This window comes from Streptomyces sp. NPDC017676, assembly GCF_044329325.1.
GTDB lineage: Bacteria > Actinomycetota > Actinomycetes > Streptomycetales > Streptomycetaceae > Streptomyces.
In genome coordinates, this window is sequence record NZ_JBIRJA010000009.1 from 19,556 (window position 1) to 46,006 (window position 26,451).

General features: G+C 71.2%; 27 protein-coding genes. 9 read left to right on the top strand and 18 right to left on the bottom strand.

The window, feature by feature from the left end; all coding sequences use genetic code 11:
- Positions 1–4: 4 nt before the first annotated feature.
- From ACH4LD_RS20500 to ACH4LD_RS20530, 7 genes are all read right to left on the bottom strand, one after another.
- A complete protein-coding gene (locus tag ACH4LD_RS20500; protein WP_398054737.1) occupies positions 5–544 on the bottom strand; it encodes a hypothetical protein in 540 nt (179 codons plus the stop codon).
- Between the two features lie 76 nt (positions 545–620).
- Entirely contained in the window at positions 621–1,985 is a 1,365-nt protein-coding gene (locus ACH4LD_RS20505) for an ATP phosphoribosyltransferase regulatory subunit (protein WP_398054738.1), read from the bottom strand.
- Between the two features lie 107 nt (positions 1,986–2,092).
- Positions 2,093–3,118 carry an LD-carboxypeptidase gene (locus tag ACH4LD_RS20510; RefSeq protein WP_398054739.1) on the bottom strand — a complete coding sequence of 342 codons (1,026 nt, stop codon included), beginning with the start codon at positions 3,116–3,118 and terminating at the stop codon, positions 2,093–2,095.
- Between the two features lie 9 nt (positions 3,119–3,127).
- Positions 3,128–3,946: a class I SAM-dependent methyltransferase gene (locus ACH4LD_RS20515; RefSeq protein ID WP_398054740.1), complete on the bottom strand. Its 819-nt coding sequence runs from the start codon at positions 3,944–3,946 to the stop codon at positions 3,128–3,130.
- A 93-nt stretch (positions 3,947–4,039) separates the two neighbouring features.
- The gene (locus ACH4LD_RS20520) at positions 4,040–5,323 is read right to left on the bottom strand and encodes an ATP-grasp domain-containing protein (RefSeq protein ID WP_398054741.1); all 1,284 of its coding nucleotides are present in this window, start codon (positions 5,321–5,323) and stop codon (positions 4,040–4,042) included.
- Between the two features lie 52 nt (positions 5,324–5,375).
- A complete protein-coding gene (locus ACH4LD_RS20525; RefSeq protein WP_398054742.1) occupies positions 5,376–6,593 on the bottom strand; it encodes an acetyl-CoA carboxylase biotin carboxylase subunit family protein in 1,218 nt (405 codons plus the stop codon).
- Between the two features lie 25 nt (positions 6,594–6,618).
- A complete protein-coding gene (locus ACH4LD_RS20530; RefSeq protein ID WP_398054743.1) occupies positions 6,619–7,923 on the bottom strand; it encodes an MFS transporter in 1,305 nt (434 codons plus the stop codon).
- A 541-nt stretch (positions 7,924–8,464) separates the two neighbouring features.
- On the opposite strand from ACH4LD_RS20530, the gene ACH4LD_RS20535 reads away from it, so the two are divergent.
- A complete protein-coding gene (locus ACH4LD_RS20535; RefSeq protein ID WP_398054744.1) occupies positions 8,465–9,406 on the top strand; it encodes a LuxR C-terminal-related transcriptional regulator in 942 nt (313 codons plus the stop codon).
- A gap of 5 nt (positions 9,407–9,411) precedes the next feature.
- Here ACH4LD_RS20535 and ACH4LD_RS20540 read toward each other — a convergent pair whose 3' ends face one another.
- The 3 genes from ACH4LD_RS20540 to ACH4LD_RS20550 all read right to left on the bottom strand — a co-directional run bounded on the left by ACH4LD_RS20540 (position 9,412) and on the right by ACH4LD_RS20550 (position 13,610).
- On the bottom strand, positions 9,412–10,242 hold the full coding sequence (locus tag ACH4LD_RS20540) for an FkbM family methyltransferase (protein WP_398054745.1): 831 nt from the start codon (positions 10,240–10,242) through the stop codon (positions 9,412–9,414).
- A gap of 190 nt (positions 10,243–10,432) precedes the next feature.
- Positions 10,433–11,752: a histidine--tRNA ligase gene (hisS, locus tag ACH4LD_RS20545; RefSeq protein ID WP_132784713.1), complete on the bottom strand. Its 1,320-nt coding sequence runs from the start codon at positions 11,750–11,752 to the stop codon at positions 10,433–10,435.
- Between the two features lie 754 nt (positions 11,753–12,506).
- Positions 12,507–13,610 carry a serine/threonine-protein kinase gene (locus ACH4LD_RS20550; protein ID WP_398054746.1) on the bottom strand — a complete coding sequence of 368 codons (1,104 nt, stop codon included), beginning with the start codon at positions 13,608–13,610 and terminating at the stop codon, positions 12,507–12,509.
- 438 nt (positions 13,611–14,048) lie between these two features.
- Between ACH4LD_RS20550 and ACH4LD_RS20555 the strand changes: the two genes are divergently transcribed.
- Both ACH4LD_RS20555 and ACH4LD_RS20560 read left to right on the top strand, forming a co-directional pair.
- Complete coding sequence (locus tag ACH4LD_RS20555; protein WP_398054747.1) at positions 14,049–14,912, top strand: hypothetical protein; 864 nt, start codon at positions 14,049–14,051, stop codon at positions 14,910–14,912.
- A gap of 316 nt (positions 14,913–15,228) precedes the next feature.
- A complete protein-coding gene (locus tag ACH4LD_RS20560; RefSeq protein WP_398054748.1) occupies positions 15,229–16,623 on the top strand; it encodes a hypothetical protein in 1,395 nt (464 codons plus the stop codon).
- A gap of 4 nt (positions 16,624–16,627) precedes the next feature.
- Here the strand turns inward: ACH4LD_RS20560 and ACH4LD_RS20565 are convergent, their stop codons facing one another.
- Positions 16,628–17,035, bottom strand: coding sequence for a hypothetical protein (locus tag ACH4LD_RS20565; RefSeq protein WP_398054749.1), 408 nt, complete (start codon positions 17,033–17,035; stop codon positions 16,628–16,630).
- Positions 17,036–17,290: 255 nt separating this feature from the next.
- On the opposite strand from ACH4LD_RS20565, the gene ACH4LD_RS20570 reads away from it, so the two are divergent.
- Entirely contained in the window at positions 17,291–17,422 is a 132-nt protein-coding gene (locus ACH4LD_RS20570; protein ID WP_398054750.1) for a hypothetical protein, read from the top strand.
- A gap of 38 nt (positions 17,423–17,460) precedes the next feature.
- Here the strand turns inward: ACH4LD_RS20570 and ACH4LD_RS20575 are convergent, their stop codons facing one another.
- From ACH4LD_RS20575 to ACH4LD_RS20585, 3 genes are all read right to left on the bottom strand, one after another.
- Entirely contained in the window at positions 17,461–18,747 is a 1,287-nt protein-coding gene (locus ACH4LD_RS20575) for a hypothetical protein (protein ID WP_398054751.1), read from the bottom strand.
- Between the two features lie 84 nt (positions 18,748–18,831).
- A complete protein-coding gene (locus ACH4LD_RS20580) occupies positions 18,832–19,329 on the bottom strand; it encodes a SigE family RNA polymerase sigma factor (protein ID WP_132784719.1) in 498 nt (165 codons plus the stop codon).
- 84 nt (positions 19,330–19,413) lie between these two features.
- Positions 19,414–19,611: a hypothetical protein gene (locus ACH4LD_RS20585; RefSeq protein WP_132784720.1), complete on the bottom strand. Its 198-nt coding sequence runs from the start codon at positions 19,609–19,611 to the stop codon at positions 19,414–19,416.
- A gap of 363 nt (positions 19,612–19,974) precedes the next feature.
- Between ACH4LD_RS20585 and ACH4LD_RS20590 the strand changes: the two genes are divergently transcribed.
- On the top strand, positions 19,975–20,370 hold the full coding sequence (locus ACH4LD_RS20590) for a CBS domain-containing protein (protein ID WP_207928334.1): 396 nt from the start codon (positions 19,975–19,977) through the stop codon (positions 20,368–20,370).
- A gap of 160 nt (positions 20,371–20,530) precedes the next feature.
- Positions 20,531–20,701 (top strand): hypothetical protein, encoded by a 171-nt coding sequence (locus tag ACH4LD_RS20595; RefSeq protein WP_014673915.1) that lies wholly within the window; start codon positions 20,531–20,533, stop codon positions 20,699–20,701.
- A gap of 75 nt (positions 20,702–20,776) precedes the next feature.
- On the opposite strand, the gene ACH4LD_RS20600 is transcribed toward ACH4LD_RS20595, so the two are convergent.
- On the bottom strand, positions 20,777–21,199 hold the full coding sequence (locus tag ACH4LD_RS20600; protein WP_398054752.1) for an ATP-binding protein: 423 nt from the start codon (positions 21,197–21,199) through the stop codon (positions 20,777–20,779).
- A 224-nt stretch (positions 21,200–21,423) separates the two neighbouring features.
- On the opposite strand from ACH4LD_RS20600, the gene ACH4LD_RS20605 reads away from it, so the two are divergent.
- Entirely contained in the window at positions 21,424–22,269 is an 846-nt protein-coding gene (locus ACH4LD_RS20605) for an RNA polymerase sigma factor SigF (protein ID WP_398054753.1), read from the top strand.
- Between the two features lie 31 nt (positions 22,270–22,300).
- On the opposite strand, the gene ACH4LD_RS20610 is transcribed toward ACH4LD_RS20605, so the two are convergent.
- Positions 22,301–22,570: a helix-turn-helix transcriptional regulator gene (locus tag ACH4LD_RS20610; RefSeq protein WP_398054754.1), complete on the bottom strand. Its 270-nt coding sequence runs from the start codon at positions 22,568–22,570 to the stop codon at positions 22,301–22,303.
- Between the two features lie 229 nt (positions 22,571–22,799).
- On the opposite strand from ACH4LD_RS20610, the gene ACH4LD_RS20615 reads away from it, so the two are divergent.
- On the top strand, positions 22,800–23,108 hold the full coding sequence (locus tag ACH4LD_RS20615) for a hypothetical protein (RefSeq protein WP_398054755.1): 309 nt from the start codon (positions 22,800–22,802) through the stop codon (positions 23,106–23,108).
- Positions 23,109–23,248: 140 nt separating this feature from the next.
- On the opposite strand, the gene ACH4LD_RS20620 is transcribed toward ACH4LD_RS20615, so the two are convergent.
- Both ACH4LD_RS20620 and ACH4LD_RS20625 read right to left on the bottom strand, forming a co-directional pair.
- Entirely contained in the window at positions 23,249–24,613 is a 1,365-nt protein-coding gene (locus ACH4LD_RS20620; RefSeq protein ID WP_398054756.1) for an APC family permease, read from the bottom strand.
- Positions 24,614–24,687: 74 nt separating this feature from the next.
- Positions 24,688–25,557 (bottom strand): carbon-nitrogen hydrolase family protein, encoded by an 870-nt coding sequence (locus ACH4LD_RS20625; RefSeq protein WP_398054757.1) that lies wholly within the window; start codon positions 25,555–25,557, stop codon positions 24,688–24,690.
- Between the two features lie 80 nt (positions 25,558–25,637).
- On the opposite strand from ACH4LD_RS20625, the gene ACH4LD_RS20630 reads away from it, so the two are divergent.
- Entirely contained in the window at positions 25,638–26,450 is an 813-nt protein-coding gene (locus tag ACH4LD_RS20630; RefSeq protein WP_132784727.1) for a GntR family transcriptional regulator, read from the top strand.
- Position 26,451: the final 1 nt, after the last annotated feature.

The window sequence follows — 26,451 nt, forward strand, 5'->3', positions numbered from 1 at the left end:
TCTCCTACCTGTCTTGTACGAGCCAGTGGATGGTGTCGTCCGCGGCGATTCCGCGCGGATCGTGGCGGTGGAGCAGCTGCGCCGACCGCACCGAGGCGCGGTCGTGGGCGTCGCAGGTGTCGTCGACCTCCACCAGATGGAAGTCGATGGCCTGGAAGGGGGCCCCCGTCGGAGACCGCGGGGAGGCGCGCACCTCGTCGAAGTCGTCCCAGGGGGTTTCGTTGATCAGCTTGAGCGTCCGCTCGCAGAACCGGGTGCGCAGCTCCCGGTCCTCCGAGACGAAGAAGACCTTGTTCAGGATCGAGATGACCCGGAAGAACTCCACCGGGAGCAGGCACCAGGGGTCGGTCGGGCCGACCGTGCCCCCGTCCGCGTCGTGGAGCACGACCCGCATCTGGTGCCATCGGTCCGGCAGGTCGTAGTCGAACATGTTGTACGCGCAGAACGGCCAGGTGTTCCGGTTCCGGAAGGTGTGCCAGAACTGGACGGCCAGGTAGCCGGCCGCTGCCGTCAGAACGGCCCGCGCGGGGCGCTGGATGGTCATGACTGCCTCCGGGTGGTGGCCGGGCCGGGGGTGTCGTACCGCCCCCGGCCGGGCCGTCCGCCGACGTTCGAGCGGATCAGGAACCGTTCGCCGCGGCGACGGCCGCCACGATCCCGTCGCGAGCCACTCGCCGCTCCGCGCCGGAGGCCATGTCCGTGACGGAGGCCTCGCCGGTGGCCAGGACCGAGACCAGTCGCGCCACTTCCGCCTCCTCGGCGATGCTCTGCGCCTTGGCCTCGTCCACCGGGTCGAAGACGGCCTGGACCGACAGGCCCGCGTCCCGCAGCCGGCGCACGGTCTCCAGCACGGTCCGGTCGTCCCCGCCCTCGTGCCGGACGACCGTGACGGCGTCCTGGCGCAGGCCGCGCTGCTTGCGCACGCCGTCCTCGCGCAGCAGCCCCATCAGCCGCGCCAGGCCGACGGACATCCCCACGCCGGGGTAGCTCCTGCCGTTGACGTGCTTGAGCAGGTCCTCGTAGCGGCCGCCGGCGCCGATCGCTCCCCAGTGCTCGCGTCCGGTGGCGAACGTCTCGAACACCGTTCCGGTGTAGTAGTCGTGTCCCCGGGTGATGGAGAAGTCCAGGACCAGGTGGTCCTCGGGCATGCCCAGGTCGTGGGCCGCCCGGATCACGGTGTCCAGCTCGTCCACGCCCACGAGGTCGGCACCGCGCAGCTTGAGGAGGTCACGGGCGTCGGACAGGGTCGGCGAGCCGACCAGCCGGCCGAGGTCCGCCGCGACATGCTCGGGTATGCCCGACGCCGCCAGCTGCTGGACCGTCTGCTCCACCGGCTGCCGGTTGCCCTTGTCGAGGATCTGCACGATCGCCCTGGCCCGGTGCACCCGTACGCCGTGGCTGTCCAGCAGCGCGGCGAGCACCTTGCGGTTGGAGATGTGCACGGTGAAGCCGTCGACGCCGATGTTCTGGAAGGCGCCGACGAGCGCGTTGGCGATCTCCGCGTCGTAGAGCAGGCTGAGTTCGCCCTGCCCGATGACGTCCACGTCGCACTGGTAGAACTCGCGCCAGTGCGTGGCGGTGGGCATCTGCTCCGCCCGCCACACCTTGTTGATCTGGTAGCAGTGCAGCGGGAACGACAGCTTCGCGGAGTGCTCGGCGATGAACCGGGAGACGGGCACCGTCAGGTCGTAACGCAGCGCGAGGTTGGCCCCGGTGTACGACTCGGGGGGCTCCTGCACGGTGAAGGCGAACTCGGGAATGCCGCCGTCCAGGTACTGGGCCCCGCCGGCCACCAGGACTTCCTGCCGCTGGATGCAGGCCGAGTCGAGCGGGCGGAAGCCGCGGGCCTCGAAGCCCCGGCCGATCGTACGGATGACGTCCTGCTCGAACATCACATCCGCGGGCAGGGACTCGGGGAACCCCGGCATGGAGATGTCGAGCTGCCTGGCCGCGGTTTCCTCGCGCCCAGATGTCGTGATGCTCATCGATTGATCCAATCTTGTCTGCGGGACGGCGCGACCGGCCCGTCCCGGGTACGGCTGTTCCGCCGAGAGGCGGGCCCAGCCCTTGCCGCGAGGGCTGTACCGGCCCATCAGCCGGCCGGGCCGAGCAGCGTGAGGCGCGGTGCCTCCTCCTTCGTGCAGAGCAGGCGCGCCCTGGCGCCGACCGGTACCGTCGCCATGGGGGTCGAGTGGCCGAACGCGTAGCCGGCCGCGATCGGCAGGCGGGCGGGCACGATGTCCCGCAGCACCTGGTCGTAGTCGGTGAATCCGCTCAGGCACCTCTGCGGTCTGCCGATCCGGCCCACGAGCACGCCGACCGCCCGGTCGAAGACCCCGGCTTGCCGCAACTGGCCGAGCCTGGCGGCGAATTCGTCCGGTGCGACGCCTTCGGCCTCCAGGAAGACCAGGCTGTCCTCCGGCGGGTCGGCGTACGGGGTGCCGAGCGTGAGCGACAGCACGGCCAGTGAGCCGCCCCAAAGGACGCCCTCGGCCTCCGCCGCGCCCGCGCGGACGGTCCGGACCCGTTCGCCGCCCGCGCGGGGCGCGCGGGGCCGGTCGTCCTCCTTGTCCCACCAGAGCATCTCGTCCGACCAGGTGTCGGGTCCGGTGAGCGTACGGCGGTCCCAGGGGCCGTTCGTTCCGGCGACGGCGCGGAACTCCGCCCGGGTGTACTCCCAGGCGCCGCCCGCCTCGCCCCATTCGGAGATCACCATGGGCCCGTGGAACGCCACCAGGCCCGCCCTCCGGGCGGTGGTGTTCAGCAGGGAGGTGAGGTCGCTGTAGCCGATCAGCGGCTTGCGGGCGGCGCCCACCAGCTGCCAGTCGATGTGCGGGAGCACATTGATCAGCGTCCAGCCGCCGACCGCTGCGACGATGCCGTCGCAGGCGGGGTCGTCGAGCGCCCGGTGCAGTTCCGCGGCCAGCGTGGCGGGGTCCCGCGTCGACACCCCCTCCGCGGCGGCGCAGGAGGGCAGCGGGCGCACCGTGAACCCCTCGCCCTCCAGCGCCCGCACCCCCCGGGCGAACCGCCCGGGGAAGGCGACGGGCGCCGGCGAACTGGGGGCCCACACCGCGATGGTCGCGTCCTCGGTCAGGGGGGACGGCCACGTGGTCATGAGCGGTCCTTACAGCGCGGTCGAGGTGAACAGCTCGGGCTCGACATCCGCCGGCTCCTTGCGCACCAGCAGCGTGGTGAAACCCATGTGGCTGAGGTTGACCCGGAACAGCTGCATCTGCTCGCGGTACCGCTTGCCCAGCACGTCACGGGCGTCATCGGCCAGTTCGGCCAGGTGCGGGCGGCGCAGGATGTCGTCCACGAACCGGTCGACCGCGTCGGTCGTGACCGCGTCGAAGCGGTAGTCCTGGAGCCAGTACTCGTGCCGTTCGGCACCGACGAAGAAGTCGATCCAGAAGTCGCGGTAGAGGGGCGTGATGTCGACCTGGATGGCGGCGGACACGTCGGCCACGAGCTGGTCGGACGGCACGTCGATGTAGTACATCGGGATCGCGCCGATGAACCCTCCGGGCTTGAGGACCCGGGTGTACTCGGCGAGGGCCTTGTCCCGGTCCGGGATCAGCGACGTGACGTTCCCGCAGAAGACCATGTCGAAGTGCGCGGACGGATAACCGGTGTCGGTGGCGTCCTTGCGCTCGAAGGTGATGAGGTGGGCGACGCCGGCCTCCTCGGCCCGGCGGCGGGCCTCGACCAGGCTCTCCTCGTTGATGTCGATCGCCGTGATCCGGCAGCCGACGAGCTTGGCCAGCTCCACCGCGGTGATGCCGGTGCTCGTGCCGATCTCCAGCACGTGCGAGTCCTTGGTGAGGAAGCCGTGCTGCGCGATCTGCGCGATGCTGCGGATACCGCCCGGCGGGCGGTTGGTCTCCCGGACCACGCCGATGAGCTGGTTGTAGTCCATCTTCTCGATCTCACCGATGGTGAACATTCGCGGTTCGTCCCTTTTCCTGTGACGGGTTCTTGTGACGGGTTCTTGCGATGGGTTCTTGCGATGGGTTCGTGTGGGGGTTGTCGTGAGGTGTCAGGCGCCCGGGCCGACCTCGGTCCTCAGTTCGCCGGCGACGCGGCGCGCGAGCGCCTCGTACTCCTCGCGGCTGTCGGCACCCAGGACCACGAAGGCGCACCACTCGGACGGATTCGTCCGCTCGACGCTGTCCCCGACGCCGCGCAGTCGCTGCGCCCGCAGGACGCCGTCGACCGCACGCATCTCCTCCACGGTCGGGATGGCCGTGATCCGCCCCGCCTGCGCGGGACGCAGATGGAGTGCGCCGAGGTAGGGCTTGCTGGGCCGGGGCTCGGGGATCCGTCCGGTCACCGTGGCGCGGGCTATGGCGGTGTGGATCTCGTAGCCGAGGTACTCGCTGATCACGGCGCCGATCCAGCCGCCCGCCATGCGGGAGGCGATCTCGGAGAAGACCAGTTCGCCGTCGGGCCGTTCGAAGACCTCAAGATGGGTGGCTCCGTGGGTGATGCCCAGTGCCGAGTTGACCTCCAGGTGCAGCTCCGTCACGCGCCGGTACAACTCGGGTGCGTCGTCCTCGGTGATGAGGTAGCTGCCGTCCTCCGGGGTGCCGTCGGGGTCGGGTACGGCCTCGGGGTCCAGCAGCGCCAGCCGGGGCCGGTAGTAGGTGCTGACGAGCAGGTACAGCGGCCGGCCGTCGTGCCACAGCGCGTCGACGTGGTACTCGCGTCCCGGGACGAACTCCTCGGCGGTCAGCTGGTGGGACTTCAGGTGGGGGTCGGGCACGATCCCCGCCAGCACCGGCTCCAGCTCCTCCGGTTTGTCGACCCGGAGCGCGCCGATGGTGCCCGAGCCGGCCACCGGCTTGACCACGATCGGGAAGGTGAGCCGATCGCGTACGGCGGCCACGTCGTCGGCGCGCGACGGATCGGCCAGCGTGATCCAGTCGGCGGTCCGGACGCCGGCTCGGCGGACACGCTCCTTCATCAGCCGCTTGTCCCGGAAGGAGACGTGCCGCATGCGGTCGTCGGCCAGCCCGAGCAGAACGCCGAGGTAGCCCGCGCCGAACTGGCTGAACTCGGTGAAGCTCACGATGTGGTCGATGGCCGCACCGCGCAGGACGAGGTCGGTCGCGACGGCCGACATCTCCTCCAGGGAGTCGAAGTCCTTGATCCGGTACACCCGCTCGGCCCTGGCCAGAAGTTCCTGGTCGGGATTCATGAACGTGGTGTCGAACTCGTCCAGAACGACGAAGACGTGCGGGGTGAGGTCGAGCATGGAGCGGACCAGCTGCTCGCTCCACTTGCAGATGATTACCTGAGGGCGTCCGGTGGACGAAGACATGGCACATCCAGGCTGGGAAAGAAGTGGGGGCCGGAAAGGGGGCGGTGACGGTCTATTCGACGCGGAAGGAGAATTCCGAAAGGACGCGGGCGGCCGCCTCGTGCAGGGCGGGCTCACTGTCCCCGCTGATCAGGAACGCCGCGAAGAAGTTCTCGTGTTCGAGGGAGCTGACGCGGAACCCCTCCCAGAGATAGCCGTCGACCACCCCGGGCAGCCGCTTCATCCGCTCCAGCGGGGTGGCGTCGACGATCACGCCGGCGGCACGGGGTTCGACATGGACGAGGCCGACCAGTTCGTCGTTGCGCGTCACGGTCCGCAGGTGATCGGCGTCCTCGTCACCCAGTGCCATGAGAACCATCTGCTCGACCGCGTCGATGCCGCAGGTGCGCCGGATGGCGGCGGGATGCACACCGCCGGCGACCCGGGGGTTGATCTCGATCAACTCCACGGAGCCGTCCTCGGCCACCCGGGCCTCGACGTGCAGCCAGCCCCTGGCGAGCCCGAGGTCCGTGCACAGCGCGCTGATCCTGCCGATCATGGCGTCGGCGCCCGCCCGCACCGCACCCGCGGGCAGCGGGGAGAGGAGCATCCCGGTGTCATGGTTGCGCTCCTCGTCGCGCGCGCTCTTGTCGACGCAGAACAGGCCACGGAACTCGCCGTCGATCACGGGCCCGTCGATCGAGATCTCGACGCCGTCGATGTGCTCCTCGACGATGATCTCGAAGTCCGGGCCGGCCGTCTCGGCGATGTCCCGCAGGTGCCGGCGCAGTTGCTCGTCGCTCTCGGCCCGGCGCACCAGCCGCGACGCACCGGAGTCGACGCAGGGCTTCACGACGACCGGGTACGAGTGCACCGCCGAGACGTCGAACGTGCCCGCCCGGCCACTGTCGAACCAGAGGGACGACAGTGCGAGGCGCCGCATCTCGGCCCGGACCCCGGCCTTGCTGACCAGCACCTCGCGTGCGTGTTCTCCGCCGGGCAGGCCGTAGTGCCGGGCGAGCCGGGCCTGCCACCGGACGAGCGGGTCGACCAGGTTCACCACGCCCGCCGGGGCCACACCGGCGGCCTCGAAGGCCTTCACGGCCTCGTCCACGGTGGCGTCGTCCCATTCGACGACGACATGCGCGTCGCACGCCTCACGGTTGATGTCGTCGGGGTTCTCCGAGACCAGGACCGGCCGCTTGCCCAGGTTCCTGAGCAGCTCCGCCACGTGGCGGACCCCGCCGACGGACCTCTTCGAGAGGACGAGTACGTCTTGAGAGTGTGACATCTGGACAATTCCTCTGTTCGGTCGTTCACTTCTCGGACCGGGGGTCGGCACCGGGCGCGGCGGTGACGGGTGTCCGTTGCTCCCGCGCGTCCCGCGCGCCGTCGTCCCGCGGCGTCGTCCACCAGCAGGCGATGCCGCAGCCGATCGCGGCGATGCCGCCGGCCAGCATGATCGTGCGGGGGCTGGTGACCTGGGCGAGTCCGCCGGCGGTGAGGGCGGCGAGCACGGCGGCTCCGTAGCTCGCCGCCTGGGTCGTCGCGTACACCCGTCCGATCAGCGCGTTCGGGGTGACTCGTTGCAGGTACGAGGCGACCGCCACGTTGTAGACGAAGGTGGCCGCGCCGATGGCGAAGAAGGAGCCGAGTGCCACCCAGAGCCCTCGGGCCAGGCCGAATCCGGCGCGTGACAGGCCGGCGGCGACCAGGGACAGCACCATGGTCGGCCCCGTGCCGAGTCGGCCGGCGATGTACGGCGCGGCCCACCCGCCCAGGGCGCTGCCCACCGCCGCCGCGGTGAACAGCAGGGCGTACTCCTGGTCCGTCAGCCGCAGGTCCTGCTTGGCGTAGACGACGAGGAGGGCGGAGCCGGTGAGCAGGACGAAGTTGAGGACCGCCGAGGTCAGTGCGATGGCACGGACCAGAGGGGTGCGCCAGACGGCGGCGAGCCCCTCGCGCATGTCCCGGCCGACCCCCGAGGCGGCGGACCGGAGCCCCGCTGCCCGGGTGGACGGTTCCACGCCCGGCCGGCCCTCGACCGGTCGCGCCGGGGCCCGCAGCATGAGGACGAGGACCATGGCGCCCGCGAACGTGGCCCCGTTGGCGAAGAACGGGAGACTGGCGGACACCCCGATGAGAAGTCCGGCAGCCGGCGAGCCCAGGACGTCCTGGGCGAGCATGCGGGCGACGAAGAGGCGTGAATTGCCCTTCTCCAGCAGCCGTTCCGGGAGCAGCTCGGACAGGAGTGGCTGTGCGGCGCTGTCGGCGAACACCTCGAACAGCGGCAGCAGGACGGCCAGCGCGTAGACGAAGGAGAGGTCGGTCCTTCCCGCCTGTACCAGCAGCGCGAACGCCAGGACGAGGAGGGTGCGCAGTGCGTGGGCGACCGCGATCACCCGTCTTCGGTCGAGGCGGTCGACCACGACGCCGGCCAGCGGACCGACGAGCAGCCCGGGCAGGGCGGCGAAGACCGCGATCAAGGTGATGTCGACGGCGTCGTCACTGACCGAATAGGCGATCAGGGGAAGCGCCACGAGACGCAGTCCGTCGCCCAGGTTCGCGAGCGTCGAGGAGGACCAGAGGATCCAGTACCGCCTGCCCAGTCCGACTGCCACCGATTTCCCCCGATCAGATTCCAGAATTCCGTCACAGATTTTCGAAGCGCTTACCACCAGCCGCTTATAAGCATTTCCATTGCCTCCCCCTTCCCCCGTCGGCCGTGATTCCCGGTGACACCAGACCGTCGTCCGCCCGGTGTTGAAATCATTTCCCGGACCAAGGGTTCCGGTCCAGCTTCCGAGGCTTCGTCCTATCGCCTTGGCGCAAGCAGGACACGACCGCGCTGCGTCTCACCATACGAGACGGGCCAAGCCTCACCTGCACGGCCCGAGGGGGCTTGCGACAAACCGGGCAACAAAGTTGAATCAGAAAATGAAGTCTTAAGAAACAGAGGCCGTTGGTGTACTGTCACGGGCGACCGCCGGGGCCGCTACAACCCCGGCCAACGGGGATCCGGCCGCATCCAACGGGCCGGCCATGAATACTGGCTGTATTCAAGGGGGATGATTCGTGGGAACGGGCACCAATTCCACAGACGCGTTGGCCCAGGTGCTGTATCGCACCGCCCGGAGCCGATGTTCGTGGGATCCCGACGACGTGGCCGAGGAAATATCCTGTTCGCCCCTGGAGGCGGAGCAGGCGATCGAGCACCTGAAGGAGATGGGGCTGCTGCTGCCGGCCCCCGCGCACCCGTCCGGCTACCAGGCGGTCCGGCCCGGCAACGCCCTCTCACGCCTCATGTCCCTCGAACGGGAACTCACCGAGGGATGGATCCGGGAACGGACGCACCGGCAGGAACAGATCCTGTCCCTGCTGAGGGAGTTTCCCCTGCACACCGGACCGACGCCCGAGGCGACCATCGACCTGCTGCCGGGCGGCGCCGCGGTCAACGACTTCATCGAGGAGCACACGCTGGAGGCCCGGGAGCAGGAACAGGCCATGCACCCGGGCGGCGTACCACCCGTGGAACTCGTGGACGAGATGATCCACCGTGATGTCGCCGCGCTCCGGCAGGGGGTCCGCCTCCAGGCGATCTACGCCCACCATCTCGCCGCGGTACCGCATCTGCACGAGTACCTCACCGAGGTCAGCCGGTACGGAGCGGACGTACGCGTCGCCCCCGCCGTGCCATTGCGCATGCTCGTCATCGACGACGACCTCGCGATCCTTCCGATGGACCCGCAGGACACCGCCCGGGGCGCCTTCGCCATCCGCAGCCACCAGGTGATCGGAGCACTGCGCGCCGTGTTCCGGTTCCACTGGGCCGCCGCCGCGCCGCTGGCCGCCTCGTCCGAGCGGCAGGAGGTCAACAACCTGCTCAGTCCGTCCGAGAAGATGGTCATCCACATGATGGCGATGGGCACGAAGGACGAGGCGATCGCCCGTCAACTCGGCGTCTCGACCCGTACCTTGAGCCGCAAGATCTCCCAGCTGCTCGACCGGCTGAGCGTGCAGACGCGCTTCCAGGCAGCCGTGAAGCTCACCCGGGCCGGCGTCCTGGACATCACGGACGCCCCGGTACGGGACCTGGCCAGCTGAACCGTCTAACGGCCCGGGCGGCCCGGGTGGCTGGCGAGGAGGTAGACGATCCCGTACAGGTCCGTGCGGCCCTCCGCCCGCAGCGCCTCGCTTGCCGCGTCGCAATAGTCGATCGCGGCCTCCCCGGCGGCGGGCACTTCCTCACCGGTCACGAGATCGTGACCGGTGAGTTCGTAACCGGCGGCCCGGAGGAGCTCCAGCAGCTCCGCCGGGCGGTGGCCGTTCGCGCGCAGGCCGTCCGGCCAGAACTCCAGCCAGATGTCGGGGCGGGCCGTCTCCAGCACGCGCCGGGCGCCCTTGAGGGCCTCCAGCTCCCAGCCTTCGACATCGACCTTGAGCAGATCCGGTGTCCGTCCGGCGAGGCGGTCCGCGCACACGTCGTCCAGCGTGGTGACGGGCACGGTGACGGAGTCGACCGGGGCGGGCACCAGACCGGGGTTGAGGGCGTGGCAGGCGAGGTTCGTCGCGCTGCGCCACAGCTCCAGCCTGCCCGGCGCGGACCCGGCCGCGGCCCTGACGACGTCGACGTTGTCGTGACCGTTCGCGGCCATGTTCCGTTCGAGCAGCCCGGCCATCACGGGTTCCGGCTCGACGGAGACGACCCGCCCGCCCCGGCCCGCGTGGTGGGCGAAGAGCGAGGCGGTGTAGCCGTAGTTGGCGCCGACGTCCAGCACCGCCGCACCCGCCCTGGTGAGCCGGCGCAGCAGCCTGGTCTCGTGCTCCCAGCTCACGCCCGAGGTCAGCACGTCACCGTAGTGGCTGGCGTCCTCGCGCAGCACGGTCAGCCGCGCGCCCCACTCGGTCTCGATGTCGACCTTCGTGAATTCCCGCACCATGCACACCAACCTCGGAGAGAGCCGACGGACGCCTCCGGCATCCGGCTCCCATCCTTGGCGCACACCCGGCCGACTTCCAGCGTCCCGGGCTTCCCCCACTCGCCATGTCCGGAACACGCCAGCGGGAGGGAGCGTCCCGCCCGGCGGACGCGGACGTCGGCGGGGAGGTGCTGCGGCGGGGCCGTACGGCTCAGGAACGCTGCCACGTCTCCGGGTCGGCGGCCCTCTGCTCGCCCGTGGCGAGGTCCTTGACCTCGTGTTCCCGGCCTTCGGAGAACGGCGGGAACCAGACGAACGGGATGCCCTTGCGGGAGGCGTACCGGATCTGCTTCGCCACCTTGTCCGCCTGGTGGTACAGCTCGACGTTCAGGCCCCGACCGCGGAGCCTGCCGGCCACCTCGGCGGCGGCGGCTCGGTGTTCGTCCCCCGGCAGTACCACCAACACGTCGCTCGGGCACGACGGGCCCGTGGTCACCAGGCCCTCCGCGAGCAGCTTGGCGAAGATACGGGTGAGACCGATCGACATGCCGATGCCGGGCAGGTTCCGGCGGATGAAGGACCCCGCCAGGTTCTCGTACCGGCCACCGGAGCAGATGCTGCCGTAGTTCGGCCAGTCCTTGAACTTCCCCTCGTACACGGTCCCCGTGTAGTAGTCGAGGCCGCGGGCGATGGACAGGTCCGCCACCACGCTCCCCTCGGGAAGGTCGCGCAGCGCGTCCATGACGAAGGCCAGCTCGTCGAGCCCCTCGGCGAGGAGTTCGGAGCGCACCCCGGTGGCCTGGACGGCGTCCACCACCGAAGCGTGCGTGGCGCGCACGGAGGCGAGTTCCAGGCAGGCGTCGACCTGCCGGCCCGTCAGACCGGCCTTGGCCGAGAGCAGCTCGCCGACCCCCTTGGCACCGATCTTGTCCATCTTGTCGACCGTGCGGATGACCTCCAGCGGGTCGTCGATGCCGAGTCCCTGGTAGAAGCCCTGGAGGACCTTCCGGTTGTTGATGTTGAGGGTCCACTCGGGGAGGTCGAGGCCGGTCATCACGTCGTGGATGACCCGCGGCAGCTCCGCGTCGAAGTGCAGCGGCACGTGGTCGACGTTGATGACGTCGATGTCGCACTGGGTGAACTCCCTGAAGCGCCCCTCCTGGGCACGCTCGCCCCGCCACACCCGTTGGATCTGGTACCGCTTGAACGGGAACACCAGATCGTTGAAGTGCTGTGCCACATAGCGGGCGAAGGGAACAGTCAGATCGAAGTGCAGGCCGAGTCGGGAGTCCGAGGAATCGTCCGCGTCCTCCTGGAGTCGCCGGAGCGCATAGACCTCCTGCGAGGTCTCGCCCTTCGCCATCAGCACGTCGAGGGACTCGACCGACGGCGTCTCGACGGAGCAGAAGCCGTACTTCTCGAATCCGGCTCGGACCACGTCAAGCCAATGCTGCTCGACGATCCGCACCTCGGGGAGCCACTCGGGGAAGCCGCTGATTGCCGCTGGGCGGACCATCTGCTGATCGGTCATATGTGCTGCTTTCCTTGATACGGGATGCGCGGACGGATGGACGCGGGAGATCCGAGGTGCTCACCATCCTGTCAACGTGTACGTCCGTCGCATGGAACCGGATCATCGTACGTGCCCGTCTCGCCCGGCAGGTGTGGTCGTGGCCTTCGAGGAGGCGGCACGACTCGGCCACGGTGATCTTGGCTGTGTGCAGTACAAGTAACCGTGCCGGCCTTGACGTTGGTGACGCCCCACGTCGATGTCGACCTCCGAGTTGGCCGCATGACACACCGGAACGCGCCCCTCACCTCCAAAGGGCGCCGTCGGCTGGTCGAGCGTTGCCTTGCGAGACCGCTTGCGCCAGCCGAGGCCAGGGCCACGGTTTTCTTACGGTCCCCCGAGTCAGGGCTCACGCCGACGACCCGCGGGTGCCGGCCGATCCCGAGTCGTGGGGACGGTCAGTCGTCGGAACCGTGGTGTCTGCCCTTTCCCTTGCCGTGCTTGTCCTTGCCCTTCCCTTCCTGGTCATCGTCTTGCTCCGGTGTCTGCCACGGCGTGGGTGACGTGGCGGGCGCGGAGGCCGGTGAGGCGGTCCCTTCCGGCGGTGCGGAGGTGGTGACCGGGGTGGGAGCGGAAGCGGGCGGGGATGAAGGGGCGCCCCCGCCGGAGTTCAGCGACGCGCCGAGGGCAGCCGCAGCGGCGAAGAGGGCGAGGCCGGCACCGGCGACCGCCGCCCTGGCCGTCAGTTTCCGGCGGACCCGCGGACGGGAGTGCGTCACGGTGCGGGACACGCGGGTTCGCGGGGCGGGTGCCGAAGTGGTGGGCACGGCGGGGGCCGGAGCGAGGACCGGCGCCGACGCGGAAGCGGTGCCACCCGGTTCGGGGGCACGGGGGTCCTGCCGGTCGCCCGGTTCGAGGGCACGGGGGAGCCCCGGCCGCCCGGTTCGGGCGCATGGGAGACCCGACGGTTGCCCGGTTCGGGTGTACGGGGGACCCGCCGACCACCCGGTTCGGGCGCATGGGAGACCCGACGGTTGCCCGGTTCGGGGGCACTGGGGACCCGACGGTACGACGCCAGCCAGTCGGCCGCCTCGTCGGCCGTGGGACGCTGCGCCGGTTCCTTGGCGAGCAGGAGCAGTACGTAGTCGGACAGCTCCTGGGGGACGTCGGGGCGCAGCCGGTCGGGTGGCGGGGGCGCCGCGTCGACATGCTGCCGCACCACTGCCAACGGGGTCGCCCCGCGGAACGGGGGCCTGCCGGTGAGGAGTTCGTAGAGCACGCAGCCGAGGGAGTAGACGTCGGACGCGGGGTGCGCGGGGCGGCCGAGGGCCCGTTCAGGGGCGAGGTAGTCGGCGGTACCGACGATCTTGCCGGTGGCCGTCAGACCGGCGGCCGCTTCGTCGGCGAAGCGTGCGATGCCGAAGTCGGCGATCTTGGCCGTACGGTCGGCGCTCAGCATCACGTTGGCGGGCTTGACGTCCCGGTGGATCACGCCCTGCCGGTGCGCGGCGGCCAGACCGGAGGCCACATGGGCAGCGAGGGCTGCCGCCTCGTGCGGGTCGAGGGCGCCGCGCAGGGAGCGCTCCTGGGCCAGGCTCCAGCCGTCGACGAGTTCCATGACCAGGTAGAGCCGGCCGTGGTGCGAGCCGAAGTCGTACACGCCGACGACGTTGGGGTGGTTGAGCCGGCCCGCGGTCCGGGCCTCCAGCCGGAAGCGCTCCGCGTCGGCGGCCTCGTCGGTCCGCAGCAGTTTGACCGCCACCGGCCGTCCGAGGAGACGGTCGTCGGCCCGCCACACCTCGCCCATCGCGCCGCTCCCCAGCCGGTCCTGCAGCTGGTAACGGTCGGCCAGCAACCCCTGCACACCCACCCCGATCACCACGACACCGTACGTCCCCGCACTCCCACGGTCCGCACGAGGCGGGCAGACCACGGCGAATGAGCCTGCCTGCTCCTGCACCTGACGGCGTGGGTTCAACTACAAGGAGCGCAAGGATGCCGAAAGGTGTTACGCCTGATCGTCAGGTGCGGGGACAGACCGGTCACGGGGAAGACCGGCACTGCCCCGAGCGAGGGCTGCCGCCTCCAGCGGGTCGAGGGCCCCGCGCAGGGAGCGCTCCTGCGCCAAGCGCATACCGGGTCCGGCCCGTTCTCCGGCCTGCCACTGGTCCCGGAATCTGCGCAGGAGCGCCACACAGGCTGCACACAGCCTTTCAAAGGGGTCGTTAGCGTTGCTGGCCGCTCGACTCCCTGTACGAGCGTGACCAGGCCGTGGCCCGGGCGGGCCGAAGGCGCAGTCGACCCAGGAAGACCGCAGATGGACTACTGCTCCACGTGTCGTCGGCATCTCAATGGCGCCCTCGTGTGTCCCGGGTGCGGTGCGTACGCCCCGGACATCGCGCCGCCGGTAGTCACCGATCCCCTCGGCCCCGACCGGCCGGCCCAGCCGACCACCGCGAGCGCGTCCACCGGCACGTCGCCCGGGGCCCTCGGCGACGGATTCCCCTGGGACGGCGAGCCCCGGCCGGAGCAGGACACCGGGTCCGCCGCCGGGCCGACCGCCGACACCGCGGGCATATCACCCGCGCGGCCGGGCAGGGCGGCACGCCGGCGCCAACTCGCCCGTCTGAAGAAACACCAGCGGCGGGCCATGGTCGCCACCGCCTTCGCACTCGTCGGCGGCGGCCTGTCGCTCGCCACCATGGACCGGCACACCACCAGCCAGGCGCAGGCGGCCACCGCACCGGACGACCGGAGCATGGGCGCCGCGAAGGAGCGGGTGGGGACGGAGCCCGCTCAGCCGGCCCCGCGGGCCCCGCAGGCACCGGAGCATCGCGCGCCCAGTACCGCACCGGTGAGGCACGCACCGATCAGCGCCACCCCTCGGCATCAGACCGTCCCGGTCACGCCCGGCACCGCACCGCAGGTGAGCCGGCCGGACACCGTCCCCTCTCCCCGCCCGGCCGTCACCTCGGCCCCGCGGCAGCGGACCACCACAGCCGGGTCCTCCGACGGTACGGCGAGCACCACCCGACCGGCCCCGGGCCGCACCGACACGGCGACCCCGCCGGCCCCCGCCCCGGCGACCGGCGGCACGGAACCGGACACCACCGGGACCGCGCCCGCCCCGGCGGCGACGACACCCACCCAGCTGTGCCTGCTGGGCCTCTGCCTCGGTTGACATGCCGGCACGACTCCCCCGACACACAGGGATGCTCCAGGGCCTGCGGAGTCTCATGTCACGTGACTGCGCGGACGGGAACCCGGTGGGCGTCTACGTCCGCAATCGCCGGCCCGTATACAAGGTTCCCGTCCCACGGCACCCCCGTCGCCGCCGAGTCCGGAGTCCCGTGCCGCGTCGGTCGCCGTCGGAGGTGCCTCCGGGCCCGGCAATCCTCATGCGTCGGCCCGCCGCACCTCAGTACGATCCCCTCGCCGCTCGTACGGCAGTGCGTATTCAGCGCATCGCGTGCGGGCATCCGATGGGGAGGGATCACTTGACCACGTCCTTCGGCGCGAGACCCCGTGCGGTCCTCGCTTCTCTGGGAATCCTCGGTCTCGCACTGGCCGCCGCCGCGTCGCCCGCGAGCGCTGCCGCCGGGGCGCCCACCACGCCGACTCAGCTGTTCGACGGCCACCGGCACTGCTCGACCGACGCGGACCGGCCCGCGTACCGCTGGGCCGGCGACGGCCTCATCGTCGAGGGTGTCCCCGGGATCACCGGCACCACGGGCACGTCCCTGGTCGGCGTCCGGTACCAGGTCTGGCCGGTCACCGACCCGGCGCGGATCACGACGGTCACCCGCGACCGCGCGACCCCCGGCTCCGAGGCCCCCGCCACCCTGCCCGCCAGTGCGCTCGCCGACGGGCAGACCTACGCGTGGCAGGCGCAGACGGTGGCCGGGGACGCGGCCTCGGACTGGTCGGCCCCCTGCTACGTCACGATCGACAACACCCGCCCGGCGAACGCGCCCACCGTCACCTCGCCGAACTACCTGCCGGACGTGTGGAACGACGGCGGCGAGCCGGTCGAGTTCACGCTCGGCACGGGCGGTGCCGACGACGTCGAGGGGTTCGAGTTCTCCTGGCAGCAGGACCTGCCGGTCATCGGTACGAGCATCGGCGACCACGGCGTTCCGGAGCCCGTCGACCCGTACTCCGACACGCGGTACTTCAAGCGTGCCGACGCGCTCGGTGGTTCGGCCACGCTCAGCCTGGTCCCACCGGCCGGCTCCGGACCGAGGACGCTGTGGGTGCGCAGCCTGGACCGGGCCTACAACGGGTCGGCGACCGCGCGCTACACCTTCCTGGTCAGATCCACCGCGCCCACCGTCACCCCGGCCGTCCCGCGGCCCGAGTTCGGTGAGCCGACCGAGTTCGCGCTCCGTCCCGAACCCGGGCTCCAGACGAAGAGCCCGGTCGTGAGCTACACCGTGCGGACCTCGGGCGGTCAGGACGACCGGACCTTCGAGGTCGCGGCGGGGGCGGACGGCACGGCGACCGTGCAGCTGGCGCTGGACGGCATCTACGGTGAGAACATCCAAGTGACCAGTACCAGCGCCAACGGCTGGGTGAGCGACGGCGCGTGGTGGGGCATCAGCTACGACACCACTCCCACCGTCGTCTCGGACGCCTACCCCGAGAACGGTTCCGGAGGCGCCGTCGGCGTTCCGGGCACCTTCACGTTCACGCCCAAGGTGAAGGATGTCGTGAGCTACACGTACACCTTCAACAACGGTGACCCCGAGGTCACGGTCCCCGCGGACGCCGAGCACACCGCGAGCGTCGACTGGACCCCGGCCGCGGACGGCTGGTACGACCTCACGGTCCACGCGACGACCAGCTCCGGCGTCCAACTGGCCCCGTACGACTACACCTTCACCGTGAGCTGACTCGTCACCGGCTCTTGACCATCGCCACGGTGAAGCTGTCCTTCCGGCCGGACGTGAAGTCGATGTGGTCCCACACCGACAAGTGCGCACTGTCCTTCAGCCTCAGCTGCAGAACCTCGCTCGCGTTGCTCCAGCTGTAGGAGACGAACCGGAAATTCCTGGTCGGGGTGGCTTCCAGTACCTTCGAACGCGAGTCCCAACTACAGTCCCGCGTCGCGTTGTTCGGACAGGTGGACCAGGCTTTGGCGTACAGGCGGCAGTCCTCTCCCGGCCACACATCGATACGGCTCAGTCTGTCGTCGGACGAACGCCACGTGCCGGAGAACCCGCTCGCGACGCACAGGGCGGACGCGTGTTTCGCCGAGGTGAGCGTAAGGGCGACCGCGAAGAAGAGCGTCAAGGCGCTCGCCATGCACAGCGCCGTCGCCCGGCGCAGTGGACTGCGGGCAGAACAGACCGGCGTCATCGTGAACCTCCGGTGGCGGGTGCACACACGGGGCGTCCCGCGGTCACACGGAAGTCCCGTACGGCCAGACGGTGATATCCGTTCCAGGGCAGCACTCCTGGATACTGATCGCAAGCCGGCGCCTCCCGTCCGGACCGGGCGGGAGGCGTCGGCGCTGCCCCCGGTACACGCGTGAGCGGCGGCGCCGGGCCACGAAACCCAGTGCCTCGGCTGCGCTCGGGCGACCGCGACGTCCTCCACGACCTCAGCGACATCGCCGCCCGGGTCCAGACGGCGAACCTGCCCGGCCTGGCGGCCGAGGTGTGGCGCACGGTCGCCGAGAACACCAACTAGGGATGTCCGTCCGCTGCCGGTCCGCGGGCCGGCAGCGCTCAGCCGGTGAAGAAGCGCTCGTCGAGGGCGATCGCCAGGAGCTCGTCCATGCCCAGGGCCGGCTGCGGGCGCGTCACCGGGGCGCTCTCGGCGTAGGAGTTGACCTCGCGCACGGCCACCCGGCGGCCGTCCGGACGCAGGGTGTCGACCAGCCACACGGCGGCCGGACCGCCCTTCTCCGACCGGCCCTTGACCTTCTTGACCTCGGTGCCGTCGGTCAGGGTCGTGGCCTCGCACTCGCCGGACACACCGGCGCAGCCCATGTGCCGGGCCAGGGGCTCCGTCATGTCGTACTGCGCGTCGACCTCCACCATGTTCTTCCCGCGGCCGTCGTCGTAGACGAGCTGGACCAGATCGTCGCCCGCGTTCAGGTCGGAGGTGGTCCCGGTCCGGGGCAGGTGTGACCTCAGCACCCGGGTCATCCGGGCGCCGGGCACCCGCCGCACCGCGGCGGAGCTGCCGGTCGAGGGGGCGCCCTCCGCGGCCGGCAGTGCGGCGATCGCCTTGTTCCAGGCCGGGCTGCGCACGATGGAGGTCAGCTCGGCGATCGACAGCAGCGGGTCGGCCCCGTCGGCCGAGCCCTTCTCGGTGCCGCCGCCGAACTCCTGCACGGTCAACTGCTCCCCGCCCGTGGTGGTGAGCACCACGTACCAGCGCTTCTGCCCGGTGTCACTGCTGGGGTAGGTGAACGACTCGGTGGTCGTGAGCACCGCGCCGCCCGGGAGCTTCCGGGTGGTGCACTTGTCGTAGGGGCGGACCTCCACCGGGAGGCAACCGCCCTGGCTCCCCTGGTCGGCGGAGGTGCCGGGGTCCAGCCGCGCGACGGAGATGTCGATGCCGGAGGAGCCGTTCGCGGTGGAGTAGGTGAGCTCGGCGGTCGGCCAGACGGCCGGGCCGCCCCCCTCGGCGCCCCTGCCCGAGGCGGCGGAGACGGTGCCGCCGGGTGGCAGCAGGCTCTTGAGCGTACGGACCATCTCCTCCCCGCTGATGGACGCCGGTGCCCGCGAGGGCGACCGCACGGTGGAGTGCGCGGCCCCGCCGGCCGTCGGCCGCCCGGGCGCGCCGCCCCCGCCGCCGAAGGCGGCCGTGCCCACCAGGGTGCCGCCGGCGGCGACCACGGCGAATGCGGCCGTGGCGGCGGCGACCTGGGCGGCGCGGACCAGCCGCATCCGCCGGCCCCGGGCGATGGAACGCCGCACCAGGTCGGCGGAGTGGGGCGGGAACTCCTCGGCGGCGCCGGCCATGGCGCGGGCCAGCCGTCGCTCAAGGTCCTCGTCGCGTGACATGGTGGATCTCCGTTCGTCTGGAGCGTCGGCGTTCGTCTGGGGCGTCGGCCGGCCCGGGCGAGGAGCGCCGCCGGGCCGTGCCCGTCATGCGGTCAGGTCGGCCAGCTGATCGCCGAGCAGAGCGCGCAGCCGCTCCAGGGCGCGCATGCTCCGGGCCCGGACGGCCCCCGGCGAGAGCTGCAGGACCTGTGCGGTCTCCTCCACCGAGCGGTCCTCCCAGTAACGGAGCACCAGCACGGCGCGGTCCTTGGCCGTCATCCGGGCCAGGCCGTCCAGCAGGGCCAGCCGCAGCTCCGCGTCCCGCGCCGGGGCGGCCGTTTCCGGCAGCCGGTCGCTGGGGCGCTCCGTGGAGCTGCGGCGGCGGCGCTGGGAGAGGAAGCTGCGTACGAGCACGGTGTCGGCGTAGGCCACCGGGGCCTGAGCCCGGCTGATCCGCCGCCAGGAGCGGTACATCTTGGCGAGGGTCTCCTGAACCAGGTCCTCGGCGAGGTGCCAGTCGCCCGTGAGCAGGCAGGCGGTCCGGAACAGCGGGCCGCTGCGGGCGGCTGCGAACTCCAGGTAGTCCGCGGGTGCTTCCCCCACCGTGTGTCCTTTCGTGGTCGGACGTCATCTCTTACACGCGGTGGGGGTACTGCCGCGTTACGCCCCCGGCGGCATCGGTGCCGCTCAGGCGGCGCGGGACGGGCGCCGGCCCGTCCGGGACCGGGTGGCGGGTCCCTGCCGGCCGCCCGGGATCACCCGCAGACGACGCGCACCGGCATGGCGGGGCGGCTCCGGGGAGCGCGTCAGCCAGTCCTCCACACGGTCCATGCCGTACAACAGCAGCCCCACGAAGGGCAGGAGAAGGCAGGCAACGATGACCACGGTCGGGCTTCCTCCCGGCAGGCAACCGTGGACGGGTGCCCACGGGGCGGCCCGCCACCGGGCGTCCGCGTGAACATGCTGTGTCCGCTCACCCCGGCCGCACCGGGCGATGCCCCCGCCATAGGGGCCGGGGCGACCACCCCGGACAGCAGGGCCGCCGCACCCCGTGCCGGGAACATCCACATCGGCTGCCGCCGTACACCCTCACCCCTGCGTCCGGTGCGGAGTCGTCCCCGATACCCGGCGAAAGACGCACACCGATCTTCCGGCAGGTCGTTTCGCCCACCGGTTACGGGTTAATCGAGATGTCCCGGACATTACGACCTTTCAGGAGGACGAGTGACCGCCACGGCACGGGACATCATGACCAAGGGCGCGGAATGCGTGGCCGCCGAGGAGACCGTTCTCGACGCCGCCCGCAAGATGACCGAACTCGGCGTCGGCGCGCTTCCCATCTGTGGCGCCGACGACCGTCTCAAGGGGGTTCTCACCGACCGGGACATCGTCGTCGAGGTCCTCGGGACCGGGAAGGACCCCGCCGCGGTCAAGGCCGGTGAGCTGGCACAGGAAGAGGCCGTGACGATCGGCGCGGACGACGACGTGGAAGAGCTCCTGCGCACCATGGCCTCGCACAAGGTACGCCGGCTGCCCGTCATCGACGGTCACCGCCTCGTCGGCATCGTCGCCCTGGCGGACGTCGCCCGGGCCCTGCCCGACCGAGCCGTCGGCGACCTCCTGGAGGTTCTCTCCAGCGACTGATTTCCCGTCCGCACGGCAGGAATCACGACGGGAATCACGGCACGAATACCGCGTGAAAGCCCTGCCACGGGTTCCCCCGCATTTCCTTCACAAACAAGGCGTCTTCGAGGAATGCGGGAACCGACCGAGGGCAAACGGTGGGGCAAGGAGGTAGATGACTATGGTTCCCCTGCTGCTTGTTCTGCTCCTCGCGCTGATTCTCTTCGGCGCCGGATTCGCCATCAAGGTTCTCTGGTGGGTCGCCGTCGCCGTCCTGGTGCTCTGGCTGCTCGGCTTCGTCATGCGCTCCACCACCGCCGGTGGTGGCCGCGGCCGCTGGTATCGATGGTGACCCTGACCCCTCACCCCTTCCACACGCGGGGACCGGCTGGAGTCCAGCCGGTCCCCGCGTGTGTGTCCGTCCGGCCTATCCGGTCGCCGAGCGCGAGGGTGGCTGGAAGCACGCGGTGACGTCCTTGCCGTAGGGGCAGCGGTGCACCTCCACGGTGTCGGCCAGCGCGTCGACCAGGAGCAGACCGCGTCCGCCCAGCGCACCGGTCCCGGGGTCACGCTGCTCGGGCAGCCGGGGAGAGGCGTCGTGGACGGTGACGTGCAGACACGCCTGGTCCCAGGTGAGGATCAGCTGTGCCGTGCTGCGGGCGTGCACATGGGCGTTGGTGACCAGCTCGGACACCGTCAACAGCACCGAGTCCACCAGGTCCGGCGCCGTCTCGGTCCAGCCCAGCGACGTCAGGTGCGCGCGCGTCCAGTCCCGGGCCGCCTTCACCCCGCTGCTGACCGGCAGTGAGCGCGCCCATCCCACCGCCCTCACCGAGGAGTCCTCGGCCATGTCCGCCTCCTTCGTTCGTCCCGCTGGTCTCCCCACGTCTGCCCCGGATCGACCGGGAAGAGCACCCGCACCGGCACGCGTCGCGAGCCCTCGGTCACCGAGCAGGGGCCTCCCCTCGATTCGTGCGGGCCCGGGTGTAGGTGCAGGATGAGGGGGTAGCCGCTGCGATGACGCCGACCCCGGGTCGGTGATGGCGGACAGTTCGAACGCGGGAGGGGAACAGCATGGCGCTCACGAGCACGACGGCAGCCGACACGCAGACGACCGAACTGCCCGAAGTCGCCGATCCCTCCCAGGTGGCGCCCAAGGACGCCCGGGAGCTCTCGCGGCTGTTCTTCGAGCAGCTGGCGGTCCTGGAAGAGGGCACCCCCGAACACAGCTACGCCCGCAACACGCTGATCGAGATGAACATGTCCCTGGTCCGCTACGCGGCCGGCCGCTTCCGCAGCCGTGGACCGGAGGAGATGGAGGACATCGTCCAGGTCGGCATGATCGGCCTGATCAAGGCGATCGACCGGTTCGAGCTGTCGCGGGAGGCGGAGTTCACCTCCTTCGCCATCCCCTACATCGTCGGCGAGATCAAGCGGTTCTTCCGCGACACCACCTGGGCCGTGCACGTGCCCCGCCGCCTCCAGGAGGCCCGCGTCCAGCTCGCCCGCGCCACCGAGGAACTGCGCAGCCGGCTGGGCCGCACCCCGACCGACAAGGAACTGTCGGAGCTGATGAGCCTGTCCGAGGACGAGGTCCGCGAGGCCCGCCTGGCCGCCAACGGCTACAACTCCGCCTCTCTCGACGCCGCGATCAACGGCAGCGAGGAGGGCGAGGCGGCCCTCCAGGACTTCATCGGCGCCGAGGACGCGGCCCTGGAGCTGGTGGAGGACTTCCACGCCCTGGCCCCTCTGATCGCCGAGCTCGACGAGAGGGACCGGCAGATCATCCACATGCGCTTCGTCGAGGAACTCACCCAGGCCCAGATCGGCGAACGCCTCGGTGTCTCCCAGATGCACGTCTCCCGGCTGCTGTCCCGCTGCCTGACCCGCCTGCGCGAGGGAATGCTCACCACCCGCTGAGGACACCGGGCCGTCGTCGGGCCCGGCCCGGTCACGGGGGCGGCAGCACGGAGCGCAGGTGTCCGCGAGAGCGCACGCCGAGCTCGGCGAAGACATTGCCGAGGTGCCACTCCACCGTGCGGGGGCTGATGAACAGCCGGGCGGCGATCTCTCCGTCGGTGTGCCCGGCGCCGGCCAGCCGGGAGATCTGGGCTTCCTGGTGGGTGAGTCCGACGTCGGCGCCCGCGGTCCGTTCGCGTACGGTCTCCCCGGTCGCCAGAAGCTCCCCACGCGCCCGCTCGGCGAAGCCGTCGGCCCCCATCCGGGTGAACGCCTCCAACAGGCTCGGCGAGGGCGGCCACTTCGCCGCCTGGGAGCAGCCGGAGCTGCTCGTCCAGGAGATCCGTGCGGGCTTCCGCTCGCTGCGTCAGACCCCCGTCGGGGCGGGCGGCCGGGCACTCGACCCGCCGGCTGCCCCGCACCGGCGCTCCGGCCCGCTCCCCGTAAGATCCACTTCGACCAACTCAAGCCGTTCACGGGGGAATCACCTCATGACCAAGCGCCTTTCCGCCCTGGCCGTCTCCGCGGCCGTCGTCGGCGGCTTCCTCATCACGTCGGTGCCCGCCCACGCCGCCACGCCGGCCGGCCGGGGCGCGGTCTCCACCAGGGCCGCCATCATCTGCCACAAGAACCAGATGCGGCAGCAGATAGCCGCCCTCAAGGACAAGGCCGCGAGGCTGAAGCAGCTCGGGGAGACCGCGGCGGCCAAGAAGGCGCTGAGCGAGGCCGCCGCCATCCAGAAGAAGCTCGACGCGTGCGTCAAGGCCGACGAGGACGCGAGCAAGCCCTTCCCCGGATGAGTCACCGGTTCGACGCGCGGCGCCGCCCCGCCCGTTCCACGGGTGGGTGGCGCCGCGCCCCTTTTCCGGCCCCGTGACGCCGGTTCACCCGGTCGGCCGGCGCCGCGGGCACCGCACCGCGCCGCGGCCGGTCCCGGGATTCACACCCGCTCGGTGACGGCCGGCTGCTCCTCCTCGAAGGTCAGCTCCGGCGGGGGCGTGCGGAAGCCCCGGGTCAGGTAGGCGAGGTAGCAGATGCCGAGGGTGAGCCAGATGAGGCCGAGGACGAGGGCCTTGGTGTCGAGGTGGGTCAGGAGCCAGATGTCCACGGCGGCGCCGATCGCGGGGGCGATCACATGGCCCAGCGGGCCGGGGCGGCGGCCCGCGCGCCGTTCGCGCACGTACGTGGCGATGACCGAGAAGTTGACGAAGGTGAAGGCGATGAAGGCGCCGAAGTTGATGAAGGAGGTGGAGGTCGCGACGCTCAGCCGCAGGGCGATCAGGCCGACCACGCCGGTGAGGAGGATGTTGAGGACCGGGGTGCGGTAGCGGGGGTGGATATGGCCGAAGATCCGGCGCGGGAGGACGGAGTCGCGGCCCATGGCGTACAGCAGCCGGGACGTGCTCGCCTGCGCGGCGATGCCGGACGCGAACTGGGCCACCACCAGGCCGGCCAGGAAGACCGACGAGAACAGGTCGCCGCCGATGGTCCGGGCGATCTCGAAGGCGGCGGAGCTGGGGTCGTCGAAGGAGCTGCCGGGATGGGCCAGCTGGGTGGCCCAGGCGACGGCCACGAAGATGCCGCCGCCGATCAGGGCGATCAGCAGGATGGCCCGGGGCATGGTGCGCTGCGGCTCGATGGTCTCCTCGGTGAGCGTGGTGACCGCGTCGAAGCCGAGGAAGGAGTAGGCCGCGATCGCCGCTCCGGCGGAGATGCCCGCCAGGGTGGTGGCGTGGTTGGCGAACGGTGCCGTGCCGGCCAGCGCCCCGGCGCCCCCGACGTGCAGCACGTGCCGCAGGGACAGCGCGACGAAGATGCCGATCACCAGCACCTGGAAGGTCATGAGCAGGTCGTTGGCCCGCTCGGCCGTCTTGATGCCCCGCACGTTCAGGGCGGTGGTCAGCACGATGAAGCCGATGATCCACACCCAGAACGGGACACCGGGGAACTGGGCCTGGAGGTAGGCCCCGCCGATCAGCCAGATGACCATGGGCAGGAAGAAGTAGTCGAGCAGGGTGGCCCAGCCGATCAGGAAGCCCACCCGGGAGTCGATGGCCCTGCGGACGTAGGTGTACGCCGACCCGGCCACGGGGTGCGCGGCGGCCATCTTCCCGTAGCTGTGCGCGGTGAACAGCATGGCGAGCAGGGCCAGCAGGTAGGCGGTGGGCACGGTGCCGCCGGTGCTCTCGGCCACGACGCCGAACGTGCCGAGCACGATCAGCGGGGTCATGTAGGCGAGGCCGAACAGGACGACGGATCTGAGCGTCAGCGCACGGGTGAGGCCCTGGGCGGGGGCGTTCTCCATAACGGGCTCCATAGCGGGCTCCATGACGGGCTCCAGGGGGGAGCGCCGGGGGACGGACGAGCGGGTGGGGAGGCTCAGCCGGTGGCGGGGCGCCAGCGGCGGGGGTCGATACGGCCGCCGTACAGCGGCAGGTCGATCGGGGAGTCGGCGTCGGTGAACTGGTCCCACATGCGGTTGAGCCCCGCCGTGCCGAAGGTGCGCACGCGCGTGACGTCGTCCAGGTCGAGGACGTCGGTCAGCACCGTGGCGGCCGAGTCGGGGGCCTCGGCGCGCACCCGTCCCTCGGGGTCCACCACCAGGCTGCGGCCGGTGCCGACGGGGCCGGCGGTGTTGACGCTGAGCACGAAGACCTGGTTGACGATGGCGTTGGCCCGGGCCAGGACGAGTTCCTGGGCGCGGTCGGCGGTGGTGGTCATGACCGGGTTGACGATCACCTCGGCGCCCAGCCAGGCCAGTTGGCGCGCCACTTCCGGGAACCAGGCGTCGTAACAGATCGAGATGCCGATACGGCCGACGCCGGGCAGGTCCGCCACGACGAAGCGGTCGCCGGGGTCGTACGGCTCGTGCGGCCGCCACGGAAAGATCTTGCGGTACGAGGCGACGAGGCGGCCGTCGGGCGAGTAGACCGGCGCCGTGTTGAACAGCTCACCCCGCTCGCCGCGCTCGCACACGGTGCCCGGTACGAGCCAGATGCCCAGGTCACCGGCGAGCTCGGCGAGCTGCCGGGAGCGGGGGCCGTCCAGCGGCTCGGCGGCCTCCTGGAGCTGCCCGGTAGCCGACGGCGGCCCGTCGACGCCGCACAGATGCAGTTCCGGGTACACGGCGAGGCGGGTCTGCGGGAAGCGGGCCAGCAGTTCCTGGACGTCCTCGGCGAATCCGGACAGGGGCGCCGTCGCCGGGCGGGGAGGCGCCTGGGCGAGGGCGAGGGGGAGGGGGCGGGACATGACCAGGAAATTAGCTCAAGGTGAGTTGTTAATCAATAGGCTCATTTTGATCCGTTTTCCGGCCTCGCTACATTGACGACATGCCTCACCCCCAGGACGGCCCCGACACGCAGCCGGCCGGCGCGCGGCCGGCCGCCGCGGCGCCCCTGCCGTTCAACGCCCCCGCGCTCGACGGCATACGCCGGCTCACGGCCCTGGACACCGTGCGCGCGCGCATCGGGCTCGCCGTCGATCTGGGGCTGCTCGCCCCGGGCGAGAAGCTTCCGCCGACCGACCGGATCGCCGCGGCGCTCGACGTCGGCGAGATCACCGTCCGCCGCGCCCTGTCCACGCTCTGCCAGGACGGCGTCCTGGAACGCCGCCGGGGCCGCAACGGAGGCACCCGGGTCGCCGAGCGGCCCGCCCGGGGCGTGGTGGGCGCGATGGACTCCTACCGCGCGCAGAACAGCGAGGTCCACGCGCTCGTCGACCAGCGGCTCGTGCTGGAGTGCGGCCTCGCCCACCTGGCCGCCCGCAACGCCGACGAAGCCGCGCTGGCGCACCTGGAGCGGCTGGCCGACGAGATGGACCAGGTTCCGACCTGGGCGGAGTTCCACGGCTGCGACGAGCGGTTCCACCTCGCCGTCGCCGCCGCCACCGGCGTGCCCGCGGCGGCCGAGGCCTACCGGGGCGTGCTCCAGCGGCTGTACCGCTACTACCTGCCCTACCCGATGGACGCCCTGCGCGAGTCCAACCGCGAGCACCGCGCCCTGGTCGACGCCCTGCGCGCGGGCGACACCGCGGCGGCGGCCGACATCGCGCGCCGGCACGTGGAAGTGCTCCACCGGACCATGTTCGTGGGGCTGCTGGAGACGGCCGAGGGCCGCGGGAACGAGCCGCGCGGGACCGGCTGAC

Bases quoted from the DNA above. Each gene is read 5' to 3' on its own strand.
- ACH4LD_RS20575 (WP_398054751.1), bottom strand. From the start codon at position 18,747: ATGTCACGCGACGAGGACCTTGAGCGACGGCTGGCCCGCGCCATGGCC.
- ACH4LD_RS20620 (WP_398054756.1), bottom strand. From the start codon at position 24,613: ATGGAGAACGCCCCCGCCCAGGGCCTCACCCGTGCGCTGACGCTCAGA.
- ACH4LD_RS20505 (WP_398054738.1), bottom strand. From the start codon at position 1,985: ATGAGCATCACGACATCTGGGCGCGAGGAAACCGCGGCCAGGCAGCTC.
- ACH4LD_RS20595 (WP_014673915.1), top strand. From the start codon at position 20,531: ATGGTTCCCCTGCTGCTTGTTCTGCTCCTCGCGCTGATTCTCTTCGGC.
- ACH4LD_RS20555 (WP_398054747.1), top strand. From the start codon at position 14,049: ATGGACTACTGCTCCACGTGTCGTCGGCATCTCAATGGCGCCCTCGTG.
- ACH4LD_RS20610 (WP_398054754.1), bottom strand. From the start codon at position 22,570: ATGGGGGCCGACGGCTTCGCCGAGCGGGCGCGTGGGGAGCTTCTGGCG.
- ACH4LD_RS20615 (WP_398054755.1), top strand. From the start codon at position 22,800: ATGACCAAGCGCCTTTCCGCCCTGGCCGTCTCCGCGGCCGTCGTCGGC.
- ACH4LD_RS20600 (WP_398054752.1), bottom strand. From the start codon at position 21,199: ATGGCCGAGGACTCCTCGGTGAGGGCGGTGGGATGGGCGCGCTCACTG.
- ACH4LD_RS20510 (WP_398054739.1), bottom strand. From the start codon at position 3,118: ATGACCACGTGGCCGTCCCCCCTGACCGAGGACGCGACCATCGCGGTG.
- ACH4LD_RS20525 (WP_398054742.1), bottom strand. From the start codon at position 6,593: ATGTCACACTCTCAAGACGTACTCGTCCTCTCGAAGAGGTCCGTCGGC.
- ACH4LD_RS20565 (WP_398054749.1), bottom strand. From the start codon at position 17,035: ATGGCGAGCGCCTTGACGCTCTTCTTCGCGGTCGCCCTTACGCTCACC.
- hisS (WP_132784713.1), bottom strand. From the start codon at position 11,752: ATGACCGATCAGCAGATGGTCCGCCCAGCGGCAATCAGCGGCTTCCCC.
- ACH4LD_RS20515 (WP_398054740.1), bottom strand. From the start codon at position 3,946: ATGTTCACCATCGGTGAGATCGAGAAGATGGACTACAACCAGCTCATC.
- ACH4LD_RS20520 (WP_398054741.1), bottom strand. From the start codon at position 5,323: ATGTCTTCGTCCACCGGACGCCCTCAGGTAATCATCTGCAAGTGGAGC.
- ACH4LD_RS20500 (WP_398054737.1), bottom strand. From the start codon at position 544: ATGACCATCCAGCGCCCCGCGCGGGCCGTTCTGACGGCAGCGGCCGGC.
- ACH4LD_RS20630 (WP_132784727.1), top strand. From the start codon at position 25,638: ATGCCTCACCCCCAGGACGGCCCCGACACGCAGCCGGCCGGCGCGCGG.
- ACH4LD_RS20590 (WP_207928334.1), top strand. From the start codon at position 19,975: ATGACCAAGGGCGCGGAATGCGTGGCCGCCGAGGAGACCGTTCTCGAC.
- ACH4LD_RS20625 (WP_398054757.1), bottom strand. From the start codon at position 25,557: ATGTCCCGCCCCCTCCCCCTCGCCCTCGCCCAGGCGCCTCCCCGCCCG.
- ACH4LD_RS20540 (WP_398054745.1), bottom strand. From the start codon at position 10,242: ATGGTGCGGGAATTCACGAAGGTCGACATCGAGACCGAGTGGGGCGCG.
- ACH4LD_RS20605 (WP_398054753.1), top strand. From the start codon at position 21,424: ATGGCGCTCACGAGCACGACGGCAGCCGACACGCAGACGACCGAACTG.